This window comes from Ruminococcus sp. 5_1_39BFAA (genome assembly GCF_964240875.1).
Taxonomy (GTDB): Bacteria; Bacillota; Clostridia; order Lachnospirales; family Lachnospiraceae; genus Blautia_A.
In genome coordinates, this window is record NZ_CAXSVO010000028.1 from 15,314 (window position 1) to 30,685 (window position 15,372).

Annotated in this window: 14 protein-coding genes; 2 read left to right on the plus strand and 12 right to left on the minus strand. The window is 45.2% G+C overall.

The features are described from left to right. Nucleotides 1-82 precede the first annotated feature (82 nt). The 7 genes from ACESZH_RS19515 to ACESZH_RS19545 all read right to left on the minus strand — a co-directional run bounded on the left by ACESZH_RS19515 (nucleotide 83) and on the right by ACESZH_RS19545 (nucleotide 8,777). A complete protein-coding gene (locus tag ACESZH_RS19515) occupies nucleotides 83-1,570 on the minus strand; it encodes a xylulokinase (protein ID WP_373218547.1) in 1,488 nt (495 codons plus the stop codon). A 25-nt stretch (nucleotides 1,571-1,595) separates the two neighbouring features. After that, a complete protein-coding gene (locus ACESZH_RS19520; protein ID WP_373218548.1) occupies nucleotides 1,596-2,432 on the minus strand; it encodes a class II aldolase in 837 nt (278 codons plus the stop codon). Between the two features lie 18 nt (nucleotides 2,433-2,450). Next, entirely contained in the window at nucleotides 2,451-3,938 is a 1,488-nt protein-coding gene (locus tag ACESZH_RS19525; protein ID WP_373218550.1) for an L-fuculokinase, read from the minus strand. A gap of 19 nt (nucleotides 3,939-3,957) precedes the next feature. Next, nucleotides 3,958-4,926: an ABC transporter permease gene (locus ACESZH_RS19530; protein ID WP_373218552.1), complete on the minus strand. Its 969-nt coding sequence runs from the start codon at nucleotides 4,924-4,926 to the stop codon at nucleotides 3,958-3,960. A gap of 21 nt (nucleotides 4,927-4,947) precedes the next feature. Beyond that, nucleotides 4,948-6,444 carry a sugar ABC transporter ATP-binding protein gene (locus ACESZH_RS19535; protein WP_373218554.1) on the minus strand — a complete coding sequence of 499 codons (1,497 nt, stop codon included), beginning with the start codon at nucleotides 6,442-6,444 and terminating at the stop codon, nucleotides 4,948-4,950. Nucleotides 6,445-6,576: 132 nt separating this feature from the next. Further along, nucleotides 6,577-7,596, minus strand: coding sequence for a sugar ABC transporter substrate-binding protein (locus ACESZH_RS19540; RefSeq protein ID WP_373218555.1), 1,020 nt, complete (start codon nucleotides 7,594-7,596; stop codon nucleotides 6,577-6,579). A 413-nt stretch (nucleotides 7,597-8,009) separates the two neighbouring features. Continuing rightward, the gene (locus ACESZH_RS19545; RefSeq protein WP_373218556.1) at nucleotides 8,010-8,777 is read right to left on the minus strand and encodes a DeoR/GlpR family DNA-binding transcription regulator; all 768 of its coding nucleotides are present in this window, start codon (nucleotides 8,775-8,777) and stop codon (nucleotides 8,010-8,012) included. 271 nt (nucleotides 8,778-9,048) lie between these two features. On the opposite strand from ACESZH_RS19545, the gene ACESZH_RS19550 reads away from it, so the two are divergent. After that, entirely contained in the window at nucleotides 9,049-9,711 is a 663-nt protein-coding gene (locus tag ACESZH_RS19550; RefSeq protein WP_373218558.1) for a hemolysin III family protein, read from the plus strand. A 51-nt stretch (nucleotides 9,712-9,762) separates the two neighbouring features. Here the strand turns inward: ACESZH_RS19550 and ACESZH_RS19555 are convergent, their stop codons facing one another. The 4 genes from ACESZH_RS19555 to ACESZH_RS19570 form a co-directional block, all read right to left on the minus strand. Then, nucleotides 9,763-10,005, minus strand: coding sequence for a GIY-YIG nuclease family protein (locus tag ACESZH_RS19555; protein ID WP_373218561.1), 243 nt, complete (start codon nucleotides 10,003-10,005; stop codon nucleotides 9,763-9,765). A gap of 280 nt (nucleotides 10,006-10,285) precedes the next feature. Then, nucleotides 10,286-11,515, minus strand: a complete 1,230-nt coding sequence (locus ACESZH_RS19560) for an ATP-binding protein (protein ID WP_373218563.1) — start codon at nucleotides 11,513-11,515, stop codon at nucleotides 10,286-10,288. A gap of 187 nt (nucleotides 11,516-11,702) precedes the next feature. Then, nucleotides 11,703-12,533, minus strand: a complete 831-nt coding sequence (locus ACESZH_RS19565; RefSeq protein ID WP_373218564.1) for a peptidoglycan DD-metalloendopeptidase family protein — start codon at nucleotides 12,531-12,533, stop codon at nucleotides 11,703-11,705. A gap of 128 nt (nucleotides 12,534-12,661) precedes the next feature. Next, nucleotides 12,662-13,504 carry a SpoIID/LytB domain-containing protein gene (locus ACESZH_RS19570; RefSeq protein ID WP_373218565.1) on the minus strand — a complete coding sequence of 281 codons (843 nt, stop codon included), beginning with the start codon at nucleotides 13,502-13,504 and terminating at the stop codon, nucleotides 12,662-12,664. Nucleotides 13,505-13,696: 192 nt separating this feature from the next. On the opposite strand from ACESZH_RS19570, the gene ACESZH_RS19575 reads away from it, so the two are divergent. Continuing rightward, a complete protein-coding gene (locus ACESZH_RS19575; protein ID WP_373218566.1) occupies nucleotides 13,697-14,884 on the plus strand; it encodes a metallophosphoesterase in 1,188 nt (395 codons plus the stop codon). 23 nt (nucleotides 14,885-14,907) lie between these two features. Here ACESZH_RS19575 and ACESZH_RS19580 read toward each other — a convergent pair whose 3' ends face one another. Then, on the minus strand, nucleotides 14,908-15,228 hold the full coding sequence (locus tag ACESZH_RS19580) for a hypothetical protein (RefSeq protein WP_373218567.1): 321 nt from the start codon (nucleotides 15,226-15,228) through the stop codon (nucleotides 14,908-14,910). Nucleotides 15,229-15,372: the final 144 nt, after the last annotated feature.

Below are 15,372 nucleotides of genomic sequence, written 5' to 3' on the forward strand. Positions count from 1 at the left end.
CTCTGCTAATATCGTAATTTCGTGATACTAGTATCTGTAAATACAGGGATTTTATACCTTACCATTTCTTATTTTTATACGCTTACAGGGTTCCTTCCGAAATATATTTCATGGCATTTCGAATCCGGAGATATTTTTCATATTTTTTGTCGCACCGCGCCGCCGCCTCCACATCCGGCTCAAAGCATCTCTCAATCTTTACAGTTCCTTCCGAAATCTGCTCCAGAGAAGAGATATAACCGCCCTGATAAGCAGCCAGCAGTGCAATGCCAAATGCGGGACCTATCATGCCGTCCAGTTTCTCAATCCGGATATTCAGTACATTTGCCATGGTCTGCATCCAGACCGGGCTTTTGGCGCCGCCGCCCACTACTTTTACGCTCCCGTAACGCTCCAGAGGCAGACGCATTTTTTCAGCCAGCTCCCGGAATCCAAAGCACAACCCTTCTATCACAGCATAAAACATATCCGAATAGCTCGTGTCAATACCCAGTCCCACAAATGCCCCCCGCATATCCGGATCTGCATAAATGGTCTTGTCTCCCCCAAGGTGGGGATAAAACAAAAGCTGGTTTTCACTGGCACGCTTTACATCCAGCGTATTGGTCAACTCTTCAAAATTCTTCCTTCCCATAATATCCCGGCTCCACCAGTCAAAGGTATTTCCGTTACACTGCACAGCCCCCTGGACGAGATAGGAAAAGGATTTATTGTCAAAAGAAAACAGAATCATTTTTCCTTTCGCCTGACTCTCCGGCTCCTCCACCGGCATCATAAACACCCCGGAGGTTCCCAGCGATATGACCGGATACCCTAAGCCCAAGCATCCTGTGGAAATCGCAGTCGCCGGGTTATCCCCGGTACCTACGATCACCTCTGCCTCTGGATTCACTTCCAGCTCTGCCGCCATTTCCGGCAAAAGTCTTCCGGCTGACATGGCGCTGCCTCTGATAACAGGATACACATCCTCACTCAGACCGATCAGATTTCTGATTTCTTCCGACCATTTTCTTTCATAAATCTGATACAGGCAGGAGGTGGACGCCTCACAGTAATCCGTGCCGCACTCCCCTGTCATCCGAAATACCAGAAAATCCGGTCCAATCATAAACTTGTGTATCTTTTCCAGATTCTCCGGCTCGTACAGACTCATCCAATAAAGATTCGCAGCCGGGCTGCCGGTAGAAATTGTACGGGAAAGATATTCTCCTCCCGGAAAAGACTTCACCTTTTCTTTTAATTCAGGAAGCAGCTCCTTTGTTCTCGTATCATTCCACATCATTGCCGGACGGACAGGCTTTCCGTCACGATCAACCACCACCAAAGTGTGCATTTGCCCCGTAATTCCGATTGCCCTGATATTTTTCCCATCCTGCTTATGTAAAATCCGTCTGATGCCATGTTTCATACATTCAAACCAGATCTCTGGATTGATTTCGCGCCACCCTCCATCTGACTGTACTACCTCATATTCTTCGGTAATCTGCTCCAGCACATTCTTATATTCATCGGTCAGAACAAGCTTCATGGCAGATGTCCCTAAATCAATGCCTAAAAACGTATGCTTCATACCAACACCCACTTTGCGAACTTTATCAGTGTTCATTAATCATCGTAACCAGTTCCTGTGCCCTCTTTGCTACATTGTCAACTGCTGCAATACTCAAATGAATCACATCGTGCTCGTTATGGTCTTTTTCATATGCTTCACCAAAGGTGTGGATATATTCTTTTCTCAGATCAGAACCGTAATTAATCTTGATCAGGCCATATTTTTTGCACTCCCAGATCACTTCCTTAGGAATTCCGGAACCGCCGTGAAGTACCAACGGAACCTTGCTGACCTTGTAAATTTTCTCTAAAAGCGGAATATCGATCTGCGGATCCAGGCAAAGTCCATGCACATTTCCCACAGAAACTGCCAGGGTATCACAGCCTGTCCGTTCCACATAATCTGCAACCATATCCGGATCTGTCTTACAGTCTGCTTCATTTACCACATCTTCCTCTTTTCCCTTAAGCGCACCTAGCTCCACCTCTACAGGAAGCCCGTAAAAATGGCAGTATTCCGCTGCTCTCCGGCTTTCCCTGATATTTTCCTCAAAAGGAAGATGGGACATATCGATCATAATGGAGGAAAATCCTGCATCCACGCATGCCTTTACATCCTCAAAGGATTTTCCGTGATCCAGATGGAGTCCGATAGGTGTCTCAGATTTTTTTACAGCATCCGCAGCAATCTTTGCAATGATCTCAGGATTGGACAGCCGCAGATTATTAGAGGAAATCTGAATGTACCCGGGAAGATTTGCATCCATAAGCCCCTTTGCAATGGCATATGTCATCTCCAGATTTGTGGTATTAAATGCAGGCAAAACATAATTATACTTCTTTGCATATTCCATTAGTTGAAATCCATTGATAAGCTTCATAATTTCTCCTCCATCACTTTATTTAAAATCAAACATCCTGGTGTACAGTTGCTTATATTTTTTAAATTTTTCCATATAATAGGCGTGCATTTCCTTATCCGGAATGTACTCCTCGCGGATTTTTACCGCCCTTTTAATCGCCTCTGCAAGAGATGAATAGGCACCTGCTGCTGTTGCCGCCATCATCATACAGCCCAAAGTACCGGACTCATCGCTTTTCAGTGAAAACACCTTCCTATTGAAAACATCAGCGCGTATCTGCAGCGTCAGCTCAGAAGCTGCCCCGCCTCCGGTTGCCACAATGCTTTGCATCGCTGTCCCAGCCTTTTCCAGCCGTTCATATGCCAGATACATCTGAAACGCCATTCCCTCCAAGAGCGCCCGGTACAACTCCTCCGCTTTTGTGTGGATAGTCAGCCCGGTAATGGTTCCTCTCGCATCCATTGACAGGTCCGGATTACCCGCTGATCCAAACTGCGGAAGGATCAAAACCTCTGTCCGCACATCCGCTGCCAGATTGTCCATATAGGCAAAAAAGTTTTTCCCCTCATGGCTGCATTTCGCATAAATATCACGGAAAAGTGTATCCCTTGCCCAGTTTTTCAAAGCGCCGCAGGTTGTGACCTCAATGCTGGACAGATACGTGCCCGGTATAATATAAGGGATACAGGTAAAATCATCCTTACGCATTTCCGGTGTCATCTTTGCCTCCGGAAGCATCGTAAACATAAATTCACAGGTTCCCATTCCGCATTCCCCGGTCGTCATGTCCTTAAGTCCGCTCCCCAGCGCCGCGCAGCTCTGGTCATGCCCACCAACTATCAGCTTCATTTCAGGATTGAGATGAAGCTCCCTGGCCATCTCAGGAAGAATGGTGCCGATTATGGTACAAGGTTTTACCGGGACAGACATCTGCTCCTTTTTTATTCCTGCCATTGCCAGCATTTCCTCTGACCACTCCAGTTTTCGGATGTCAAACGCCATGCTTCTCGCAGCCGAGGAATAGCTGACCTTTCTCTCTCCGGTCAGGACATATCCTACAAAGTCCTCATAAAAAAGAATTGCCTTTGCCTTTTTTACTGCCTGAGTATTTTCATTGAGCCACATATACTTTGGCAGCCCATAAAGCTCATTAGGCGGGAGACCCGTAATCTCAAAGACCCTCTGTGCGCCTATCTTATCAATGATTCTTTTTGTCTCCGGAATTCCTCTGGAATCTCCTGTGAGCATAGAGTTTGCCAGCACATGATCCTGTTCATCCAGACACACCACAGACTCTCCCAGGCTTGTGACTGCCATTGCCTCAATTGGTTTTGGACAGTTTTCACCCACTTCCTTCAGCACTTCTTTTACATAGCGCAGTACCATCCGGGGATCCAGCTCCCTGTATCCTTTGTCCCCTTCTTCCTGATACCGTCTTGATGTCTGGAAAATAACATTTCCGTCCAGGTCGTACACCAGCATTTTGCATCCGCTGGTACCTACATCCATTCCTGCAAATGCCATATCACACCTCATCATTCTTTTACTGTTTTGATCTGCTCTTTCTCGCAACGTCGATGATAACGGCTGCCATGATAATGATTCCTTTGAACACATCCTGCCAGAAAGAGTTGATTCCCATCAGATTCAGACCATTGGTAATTACGCCGATGATCATAATGCCTACAAAGGTTCCGCCTACAGTACCTACACCACCTGACATACTGGTGCCGCCGATCACAACTGCAGCGATCGCATCCATCTCAAAACCAGATCCGAGGGTTGCGGCTGCGGAACCAAGACGTGCTGACCAGATAATACCGCCGAGACCGCAGAAAAGTCCGATAAGCACATATGGCAGCATATTATATTTCTTAACATTTACGCCGGAATACTGAGCCGCCAGCTTATTTCCTCCAAGTGCGTAAATATAGTAACCAAAGCGTGTACGGTTTAATAAAAACCATGTAAATACAAGAATCACGGCTGCATAGATAATGATAATGGAGATTCCTGCAATCTCCTTATTTCCCAAAGCAGTATACCCATCATTACGGATACGGATGGTAACACCGCCGGAAATGATTTCCGTAAGACCTCTTCCAATACACTGTGTTGCAAGAGTTGCCACAAACGCCGGAACCTGAAGATAAGAGATGGCAATACCATTTACCAGACCTACCAATGCGCCAAGACCAAGGCATATCAGAACCGTTACCGGTACAGGAAGTCCTGCATTTGTGATCATATAGGCGCCCACTACCCCCGTTAATCCTACGGTAGAGCCTACAGAAATATCAATCTCGCCCAGCAGGATCGCCAGCAACATACCGCAGCTTATAATGGCATTCACCGCATTGGACTTAAACAGGTTCAATATATTTGAACTTGTGAGAAACTTTGGTGTTGAAAAGCTTACGATCACGATCAATATGATCAGACCTATGATGGTACCTATATTTCTTTTAAAATAACCCATGCCCGGGACAGACTTTCCATTTTTCGTTCCCATAACAAAATCCTCCTAAAAAATTCAATCTTCTCTCTTCGTTGCAAGCTGCATCATTGCTTCCTGAGAAAATTCCTCTTCCTGAATCTCCCCGGTGATAGCGCCTTCGCACATAACATAGCATCTATTGCACATATTAATGATTTCCGGCAGCTCCGAAGAGATCATAATAATGGAAACACCTCTGGATGCCAGTTCATCAATAATGGCATATATCTCCGCTTTCGCCCCCACATCAATACCTCTTGTGGGCTCATCCAGGATAATAACCTTTGGATCCTTTGCCAGCCATTTGCTCAATACCACCTTCTGCTGGTTACCGCCGCTTAAGTTTCCTGTAAGCTGTCTGGAGGATGTGATTTTAATAGAGAATTTCTTTCTGTACTCCTCCACCATCTCATCCCAGGCTGTGTTTTTCACACGGATTCCATTTACAAAATCGGCCAGACAGACAAGTCCCATATTAAACTTTACATCGTTTTTCAGGATCAGCCCCTCGCCTCTTCTATCCTCTGAAACGTAAACGATTCCATTGCTGATTGCATCCTGGGGGCGTTTGATGTCGATTTTCTTTCCATCCAGATAGATTTCCCCACCGGTCTTCGGATATGCTCCAAAAACTGTTTTCATAAGCTCTGTCCGTCCGGCGCCCACCAAGCCGGCAAACCCGATAATCTCTCCATACCTTGCTTGAAGGCTTGCATTTTTAAAGTATTTATCATGGGAAAGCCCTTTTACCTCCAGAGACACACCCTTGATCTCATGCTTGTTCCTTGTATAGTAGCTGCTTAGCTCCCGGCCCACCATCATACGGATCAGATCGTCCTTGTCCGCCTCTTTTGTGGGAACGTCTCCCACCATTTTACCGTCCCGCAATACCACAATGCGGTCTGTGATCGTAAACAGCTCTTCCAATCTATGTGAAATATAGACAATTCCTACTTTCTTTTTCTGGAGAAGGCGGATGATGTCAAACAAAATTTCCACCTCTGCCTGAGAAAGAGATGATGTAGGCTCGTCCATAACGACTATTTTCGCCTCTGCTGATATTGCCTTTATGATTTCAACAAGCTGCTGCATGCCCATGGTAAGGTCACCCACAAACTGGTCTGCACGAAGATCCAGATGAAGGTCATCGATCACCTTCTGTGTCTCCTGCTCCATAAGCTTCGCATCAACCATGCCAAGTTTATTTTTCAGTTCACGTCCGAGAAATACATTTGCGGCGATGGTTCTGTCCGGAACCAGGATGATTTCCTGATGGATAATGCGGATTCCGTTTTCGCCTGCAATTGCAGCAGTGGTTATGTTTTTTGTCTGACCGTTAATACGGATTTCCCCGGAATCCGCCCTGTAAATTCCACCTAATATTTTGATCAAGGTTGACTTTCCAGCTCCGTTTTCGCCGAGGATAGCAACAACTTCTCCTTCACTGACGGAAAGATTAACACCGTTCAGCACAACATTTGAAGCAAATGCTTTTGTTATATTGGACATTTCTAATAGCTTTGTCTCGCTCATATTATGCTACCTCATTATCTTCTTTTCTGAAAAAACAGGCCGGCTCAAAAGAAGAATCCTTTTTGAGCCGGCCGGATAATCAAATCATTTTACACTGCAGCCAGTTCGCGTAACACGCTGTTTTCCTTACTGTTATTCGGCTGCTTCCTCCTCTGCAGCATCTTCCTCTGCTGTTTCTTCTGTATCCAGAGTATCCCATGCGTCTAAATCGTAATCATCAATGTTATCGGCTGTGATGCTGTAAGATTCAATACTTGTATTGAATTCGATTTCATTTCCTTCCAGAAGGTCAATAGCTTCCTTCACACCCATATAACCCATGTAGGTAGGTCTCTGAGCGGAGCTCTGTACCATGGTGCCATCCTTGATGGCATGTTTTCCGATAGGCGCACCGTCTTTTCCGAGAATGTCGATCTCGCCAGTCTTTCCAGCTTCCTCAACAGCCTGTACAGCCCCCAGAGCGGAAGTATCATTGATGCAGTAGATCACATCGATATCTTCGTTTGCTTGAAGTGCATCGGATACTACGTTAAAGGAAACCTCTGTAGAGCCTTCTCCCTCAACAACCTGTGCCTCTACAAAAGCATCCGGGTTGTCTGTGTTGTCCTTGATTCCCTGCCAGAAGCCGTCTACGTTGATGATACAGGACTCTGCTGTCTGAAGGTGAACGATCAAGATGTTTGCTCCGTCCGGATGGTTTTCAGCAACCCACTGTCCGGAAAGGTAACCTAACTGTGTATTATCGGAAGCAATGATTCCGTCTACCAGTTCGTAGTCATCTTCTGTGATCACATTGTCAACATTGATAACCTTAACCCCTTTATCCTTGCAGGTCTGAAGAACGGTGTGTGCTCCTGCAGAATCGTATGGAATGTATACAAGAGCATCAATCCCACTTGCGATCATATCGTCAATCTGGGAAGCCTGCTGTGTCGGATCGTTCTGTGGGTCAAAGTAAATCAGTTCGCTTCCTGTCTCATCACATGCTTTCTGAACACCGTCAAGTACTGCTGTAAAATACTCGTTTGTCAGAGTATAAGGAGAAAATCCTATGGTGTATCCGCCGTCTTCGGTTTCTGCCATTACGTTTACGCTACCAACCATAGTAAATACCATTGCTCCTGTGAGAGCTGCCACTACAAGTTTTTTCATTGATAAAACCTCCTTTAAATGTTTGTTTTTTGTTCTTTTTTCGGAATTCTTAGGTTCCTTTTTGATTGTATGAACATATTAGCACATTATTTTTAAGAATTCAATGCCATTTCTTCCCAAAATTAACATTTCGATTTTGTGTCTTTTGTATCAGAGCCGTTCATTTCGAACAAATATAGTTTTGTTTTTGTTTGATTCTTTTAATTTATCAGTATTTCTCAAATTTTACAAAAATTTTCCATGTTCGTTTGTGTTTATATTTTAGTTAAGTTTATTCTTTACAAGCCAGAAGTGAATCACATTCACGCCGGAGCGCCATCACACTAGCGGCGATTTTCCTCCTGCACGCAATGCACAAAAAAAGAACCCCGTCACTTAACGAGATTCTTTCCTTAACTTTCGTTCTTTTTTTACTATGCCAGCATCACATTTACATGATGCCGCTTCATCAGGTTTTCTCCTTCTTTGTCCATGCCGCTGTCTGTGATCACACCGTCCAGTTGGGTAAGCTTTCCGAATTCATTCAAGTCATAGGTGTTGATCTTGGAGGAATCTGCCAGCACGTAAACCCGTTTTGCCACCTCAAAGATAGCGCTTTTCAACCGCGCCTCCGGTGAGTATCCATCATACAGCTTTCCATCAGTCCCTATAGCTGCTGCTCCGATAAAGGCCGTATCAAGCTGGTATTTTCGGAGCTGCTCCTCTGCCACCGGGCCGGAACTGCAATTGGTGATCCTGATCATATCCCCTCCCAGCATGATTACCGAAAGATTGTTAAACTTAAGCGCCTGCTCCGCCACCTTCAAATGGTTGCAGACCACCACCGCCTTTGTATCCTCCGGCAAATAGTTCAGTATGATTCTGGTGGTAGAACCTGCATCTATAAAAATTCTCTGTCCGTTCCGTATCATGGATGCCGCCATCTCAGCAATACGCTCCTTAGCATCCCTGTTGGCAATCCTGTCCTCATCAAAGGATATCATCCGCACAACCGGCTGATTCTTGTTCAAAATAGCGCCGCCGTGGGTTCTGGTTATATTATACTGCTGTGCCAGTGCATTCAGGTCACGTCTTATGGTCATTTCTGAGATTTCAAACTTCTCTGCCAACTCGCCTACTTCGACTTTATGTTCCTTCTGGAGTATTTCCAAAATCTCAAGGCATCGTTCGTTCTTGTTCACACGCTCCACCCTCTATATATAAATTACCAGCATTTACGATGATCTCGTACCTCACTGACCATTTAATTATACCATTTGGACATCTTTTTTCAAGATATATTTTCGTTTCCCATATAAAATGGACATATAGTTGTTCGAAAGCACATATTGAATTTATGTAAATTCCCCCTTGCTTTTTCGAATATTTGTGTTATAGTATTCATATACTTCTTATGTAGTTTTTAAAACTATGTGTTAAAGTTTTTGTCATTCCAGTTAGGAGGAGATTAAAATGAGACTAAAATTAAAAGACCCCGGCAGTGCAATCACTCATGGAATTGCCCTTCTTCTCGCCATAGCGGGCGCGGCTCCGCTGCTCATTCGTGCAGCCGGATGGACCGATTCCCTTCATATAGCGGCTCTGAGCATTTTCATTCTGACCATGATTTTACTTTATGCGGCAAGTACCATTTATCACTCCGTGGATTCCACGGAAAAAGTAAACAGGCGGCTGAAAAAAATCGACCACATGATGATCTTTGTCATGATAGCAGGCAGCTACACTCCGGTGTGCCTGATCGTGCTTCATAGCCGTACCGGCTATGCACTGTGCGCCCTTGTCTGGATCACAGCGATTCTGGGAATCACCTTTAAGGCTTTCTGGGTTACCTGTCCGAAATGGGTATCCTCGGTACTCTATATCGGAATGGGCTGGCTGTGTGTCCTGGCTTTTGTCCCCATTGTCCGTGCCCTTCCAAAAGCAGGCTTTGGCTGGCTTTTAGCAGGCGGTATTATTTATACCATCGGCGGTATTATTTATGCACTGAAGCTTCCGATTTTTAATTCCAAACATAAAAATTTCGGTTCGCACGAGATTTTCCATATTTTCGTTATGCTTGGAAGCCTGTGCCACTTTATCGTGATGTATTTCTTTGTGGCTCCTATGCCCATATAAGTGTCGGTTCGGCTCTCATAATACGTAATAACAGGAACGGCTCTGATGAGTTCAAAACTTCATCAGAGCCTTTTTTTCCGCTCGGGTAAGCTGCTTGATGGCATATTCCCGGCTCATCGCTTCTTCCTTTGTGGCAAAGCCTTCATAGTAGACAAGGGTTACAGGCCGCTTGCTCTTTGTATATTTTGCTCCATCCTTGCCGCTGTTGTGCGCTTTGATCCTCTTTTCCAGACAGTTTGTCCATCCTGTATAAAAGCTTCCGTCCGCGCAGCGGACTATATAAGTGTAATTCATATGCAGCTCCTTTTAAGCGAACCAACCTGCAGACGCAGCCAACGCCGCAGTTTTCTTTTGTCCTTTCTCTATGTAAAGGAGCACCGCCCTACTCATTTCAGACAGTCCTCCTATTCTCTATAAAAAGCAATCGGTCCAAAACAGTACATCAGTCAGCCGAAACCACCGTTTCGGTAAAGAAAAGCAGGTAGGAGATTACCGATTGCGGATTTTTCATTCCCACCTGCTTTATTATACGTTGTTCCGCGAATTTTGTGAATAGGATTATTGATATCCGTATTTAAGACAGCAGCCAATCAATCAAATTCAGCGATTTGATTCCATCATAGGAATTGATATAATTTCTGTCCATAGACAATACGATTTTTTCGTAGTTATCCGGAATCATGCGGAGAGGTCTAAGCTCACGCTCACGAGTCTCCGGCACCTGCATACTTTCCGTCACCTGGATATACACTTTGTCATCCGGTCTTTCGGCTACAAAATCCACTTCCGTTTCCCCCACTTTGCCGATATACACACGATAGTCGCGGCGGATAAGCTCCAAAAATACAATGTTTTCAATAATATGTCCCCTATCCCCATCACGATATCCAAGAAGCATATTGCGAAACCCCATATCAATAATATAATTCTTACTAAGCGTTTTAAGTAGCTGCTTTCCTTTTACATCATATCGTCCAACAGAATAAAAAATAAAGGCACTGCGCAGCATAGAAATATACTTATCCACTGTCTTACCAGCAACATTTCTGCCTCTTTCCCTTTGAATATCGCCTTCATTTGACAGCACATTTCCGATGCTGTTGGGCGAAGTTATACTGCCTATATTGGAGCAAAGAAACAGCATGATCTTCTGAAGCATATTTTGGTCTGCCTGATTGTTGTGCTGCAAAATATCACGCAAAACAACAGTGGAATAAATACCTTCCAGCGCCTGATTGCTCCTCGCCTCGTTGAACTGATACTCCCGGAGGATCGGCATACCGCCGAACTTTAAATACATCTGAAATTTCTCCTCCATTGTAATAGCTGCTTCAAATTCATAGAAGGTCAAAAATTCCTTAAAAGATAGCGGCAGCATATTTATTTCCACATACCGCCCGGAAAGCAGGGTAGAAAATTCTGTTGACAATAAATAAGCGTTAGACCCTGTAATATAAATATCCACATTGAAATCAAGCCGGAATGACTCTATGGCTTTTTCCCAGTGCTCCACCTCCTGCAGTTCATCAAAAATCAAATATGTCCTTCCCTCTTCTGAAATACGTTCGCTGATATAATCGTAGAAAGAGAGATAATCTTTTAAATTCCGATAACGAAGCGATTCCAAATTCATATGAATGATGTTCGTATCCGGTACGCCATTTTCTTTCAAATATTGATGAAACAGATCAAGCAGCGAAGATTTCCCGCACCTGCGAATGCCTGTAACGATTTTGACCAGATCGACATCTTTGTTTTGGATAAGCTGCGCTAAATATTCAGGGCGATTAATAAGCTCAGCCATAATGCACCTCCTAAATCTCTTATCCTTATTATACACGAAATCCGGAATCAGTCAATAGTTTCCGACTTACAAGTCAGAAACTTTATAATTTTATGTAGTTTTTGACTTGTACATTCAAAAAAACATCGGTAAAAAACTCCCTCCAGTTCAGGATATCCCTTGCTCTGGAGGAAGCCTTTTCTAACCTTTACGGCAAATATGCAATCGGATCAATGGGTTTGCCATCCTTTTTCATGGCAAAGTACAGATTGCTGCCTTCTGTGTTGTAGTATTTTGTAGGCGCTGCCACATACCCGATGGTGGTTCCCTTTGTAACCGTATCGCCCTCAGAGATATTCAGATCCGTAAGCTGGCCGTAGATTGCCTGATAGCCGTTCCCCAACTCCATGGTAACAGTAGTCCCGGTTTCAGCCGTATCCTCGATGGAATATACGGTTCCGTTTACAGCCGATACTACTGGGGCACCCTCACCTGACTGGATCACGATTGCAGGATTTAATTTATACTGATCCAGAGTAGGGAAATAGGTCGTCTGGTCCATACTGTAATCTATCAGGATCGTGCCATGTAACGGCCACTCCATTAATGTATCCTCGGAAAAATTAATTTCCGGCGCTGTGTAAACAGAAGCTGTTGTATCTGCAGCTGCTGCCATATCTACCAAATTATCCGCACTGGCAATATTTGTGTCTGCTGCCTCGTCTATCCCATCTTCTGTCCCTGTAATAGTACCAACCCCGGCAACCACACCGCTTCCTGCCACATCCGTCTCAATTCCTGCCAGGAAGTCCTCTCCGTCCATGCTGCTCATGTCCGCCTCTACCTGGCTGGTTCCAACATCCACCATAGGCTCTTCCTGTGCTGTCTGGTTTTCGCTTGTACTTTCCAGCGGAAGAATCTCCTGTACATTGTCTCTCTGGCCGGACGTTCCCACCTGATAGACGGTAATACCCAGCGCTGCCATAGCTGCCACAAGGGAACCGCTGAAAATGACTTTTCTTGTTCTGTTTTTACTCATATTCTTTTCACCTCTACATGCGTAATCTATTCGCAGCAGCTCTGGCATAAGGCCAACCACTCTGCTTGTAACTATAGGGTGTCCAAAATATGGGAGTCTATTCACTTTTTTTGCAACTATTGCCTTTCTTATATCATATTATGTACATCCACCAGCTCCATAACCGGGAAATATGTTTTTAAAATCTCCTCACAGTCAGCTCCGGACTCTGCCATGGCATTTCCTCCATACTGGGAAAAGCCCAATCCATGTCCCTTACCCTTGCACAGAAAACGATATCTTGTTCCGATGATCTGCACCTTAAAATTAGAAGACGCCAGATTCATTCCCTGCCGGAACGCCTCGCCCTCCAGAGATGCTCCGTCTGCCGTAAGCCTGGTGACATACCCGGCGCTGTCCCGGCTTTTTATCACCAGGCGTTTCGGCATCTGCCGCGCTGCCACATAGCTGGTGCTCAGATAGTCCGGTGCGGATTTGTCCACGCTGCTGTCCACTGACTTCAAATAGGAATATTCCTCGCTGTGCAAAACCTCCGCCCCATCCCTGGTAGTCCCGCTGCTCATCTCATGGTATGGGACAAGCCGCAATTCATTTTCATAAGAAAGAACCATATTCTCGGTTTCTGTCACTGCCTCCTCATAGCATTCCCAATCCTTCATAGATATAGAAAAATAAAACGGTACAAAAGAGCTGCTCACTTTTCTTCCCGTTTCCCCCAAAACCGTAAAAAGACCCTTTTCTTCAATCTGACGGTAAAGGTTGGAGCGGGCGATGATCGCCTGGGCTTTCACTGCCTCCGGTTCATAATCTGCTTCTATCTGAAGCGAAAGCAGCACCGGAAGACAATTCTCCGCATCAGGAATCCTCATAACAAGCGCTGTCTCCGGTCCGTTGAGAGCCGCCGTAAGAAGATAAGCCACCAGCAAAAGCACCGGAACCGCGGAAAATAAGGAATAAATCTGCTTTTTCATAAATTTGTCCTGTTATGTCTTTTTCTTAATATATGGACAATTGCGGAATTTTATTAACTGGAGTATAATAGGAACATATGTCTGGACACTTCCCAAAGGGACACCTGCGGTGTAATGAGGCCGACTGAAAAGAGAGCTGAATTTAGTGACCACGATTATTATAAACGCTGCATATTTTCGGAGGTTTCTGCCATGGCTGCTTTGTTTCTGGCTCCATTATATATCTTAGTAAATATTTATGTTGTCCGATGGATGTTTCTCTGGATGGGTGCCTGTCACCATATCTTTCAGACATTCTTTTTCCGCGCCCTTTTTGTGGGGATTTACATTTTTTTCTCCACATCTCTGCTCACCGGGTTTCTCATAAAAAAACCTGAACCCCTTCACCGTTTTCTGAAAAACACAGGCAACTACTTTCTTGGCACCTTTATGTACATAATTCTTGTAATTGTGATCGCTGACTTGAGCCGCCTTGTGTTAAAGTATATCTTCCATGTCACCTTTATCCGCAGCCGCACCTCTTTTGTTGTCTCAGGCGCCGTCTGCTGCCTGCTGATCATTTTTGTCAGCATTTATGGAATCCTTCACATGTGGAACCTGAAGGTCACTCCATATCAGGTGACGGTGCATAAACAGGTTGAAGGAATGGATTCCCTGAAAATCGTTCTTGTGGCAGATACCCACTTCGGCTACAGCTATGGCAGCCATCATGCCAAACAGCTTGTGGAAAAGATCAATGCCCAGGATCCGGATCTGGTATGCTTTGCAGGCGACATTTTTGATAACGAATATGACGCGCTCCAGTTTCCTGATCAGGTAAAAGAAAGCCTGAAATCAATACGTTCAAAATACGGCGTATACGCCTGCTGGGGAAATCACGATCTGAATGAGCCTATTCTGGCAGGCTTTACCTTCGGAGGAGCACAGCCTGACTATGAAGATCCACGAATGGAAGAATTTTTGAAAGATGCAGGGATCCATCTTCTCAATGATGAATCCGTGCTGATCGACAACAGATTTTACCTGGTAGGACGGCGGGACGCTTCCCGCTCAGAAAAAATGGAAGGTGGGCGGAAAACCCCGGCCCAGCTTACTGAAAATCTGGACCGGAGCAAACCTGTTATTTTTATCGACCATCAGCCGAAGGAATTATCAGAAATCGCGGATGCGGGAGCAGACCTGGATCTTTGCGGTCACACCCATGACGGCCAGCTTTTTCCCGGAAATCTTTTTGTCCAATTATTCTGGGAGAATTCTTGCGGCTACCTGAAAAAAGGCGACATGCACAACATCGTTACATCCGGTGCCGGCATATGGGGTCCCAACATGCGCGTAGGAACGGATTGCGAAATCTGCGTCATCACGGCGGAATTTCGCTGAACTCAAATCTCTCGCACCACAAGCTACAATAGCCAGACCATGTCCGGGCGGGGCCTGTCGCCCGGACCACCCAGCCAGAAGAACACATTCCTGATTCTGGGGCGTTTATATTTTCTCTTTTTCATGCAGTCCGTGCTGCTCATATCAGACACGCAGAAAGCTTCATGCCATCTGCCGACACCTTCACTGCACCCCGACATGCCCCGGGTCTCGTTGCCGACAGCCTGTCCATTTCCAAGTACCTTTACAATCTCTCCGTGTTTCTTTTTTCCACGAACCATTCCCATGAAGAAACAAATCACTGCGGTAACTATCACGTTGAAATATTTTTTCAAATGTTTCATAAAGGTCCTCCTTTTTCTACCATGCCTGTCCGCTCTGGGGACTGCGCACTTCCCACGGCTGCACAGGTAATAAAATCCTATGCCCCGCCCCGGACCAAATAGAACCAAAAAACAAAAATTTTTTTAAGCCAGGCCTGATCCCAG

Excerpts from the sequence above, each read along its gene's own strand:
- ACESZH_RS19515 (WP_373218547.1), bottom strand. The coding sequence starts at position 1,570 with ATGAAGCATACGTTTTTAGGCATTGATTTAGGGACATCTGCCATGAAG.
- ACESZH_RS19520 (WP_373218548.1), bottom strand. The coding sequence starts at position 2,432 with ATGAAGCTTATCAATGGATTTCAACTAATGGAATATGCAAAGAAGTAT.
- ACESZH_RS19525 (WP_373218550.1), bottom strand. The coding sequence starts at position 3,938 with ATGGCATTTGCAGGAATGGATGTAGGTACCAGCGGATGCAAAATGCTG.
- ACESZH_RS19530 (WP_373218552.1), bottom strand. The coding sequence starts at position 4,926 with ATGGGAACGAAAAATGGAAAGTCTGTCCCGGGCATGGGTTATTTTAAA.
- ACESZH_RS19535 (WP_373218554.1), bottom strand. The coding sequence starts at position 6,444 with ATGAGCGAGACAAAGCTATTAGAAATGTCCAATATAACAAAAGCATTT.
- ACESZH_RS19540 (WP_373218555.1), bottom strand. The coding sequence starts at position 7,596 with ATGAAAAAACTTGTAGTGGCAGCTCTCACAGGAGCAATGGTATTTACT.
- ACESZH_RS19550 (WP_373218558.1), top strand. The coding sequence starts at position 9,049 with ATGAGACTAAAATTAAAAGACCCCGGCAGTGCAATCACTCATGGAATT.
- ACESZH_RS19555 (WP_373218561.1), bottom strand. The coding sequence starts at position 10,005 with ATGAATTACACTTATATAGTCCGCTGCGCGGACGGAAGCTTTTATACA.
- ACESZH_RS19560 (WP_373218563.1), bottom strand. The coding sequence starts at position 11,515 with ATGGCTGAGCTTATTAATCGCCCTGAATATTTAGCGCAGCTTATCCAA.
- ACESZH_RS19565 (WP_373218564.1), bottom strand. The coding sequence starts at position 12,533 with ATGAGTAAAAACAGAACAAGAAAAGTCATTTTCAGCGGTTCCCTTGTG.
- ACESZH_RS19570 (WP_373218565.1), bottom strand. The coding sequence starts at position 13,504 with ATGAAAAAGCAGATTTATTCCTTATTTTCCGCGGTTCCGGTGCTTTTG.
- ACESZH_RS19575 (WP_373218566.1), top strand. The coding sequence starts at position 13,697 with ATGGCTGCTTTGTTTCTGGCTCCATTATATATCTTAGTAAATATTTAT.
- ACESZH_RS19580 (WP_373218567.1), bottom strand. The coding sequence starts at position 15,228 with ATGAAACATTTGAAAAAATATTTCAACGTGATAGTTACCGCAGTGATT.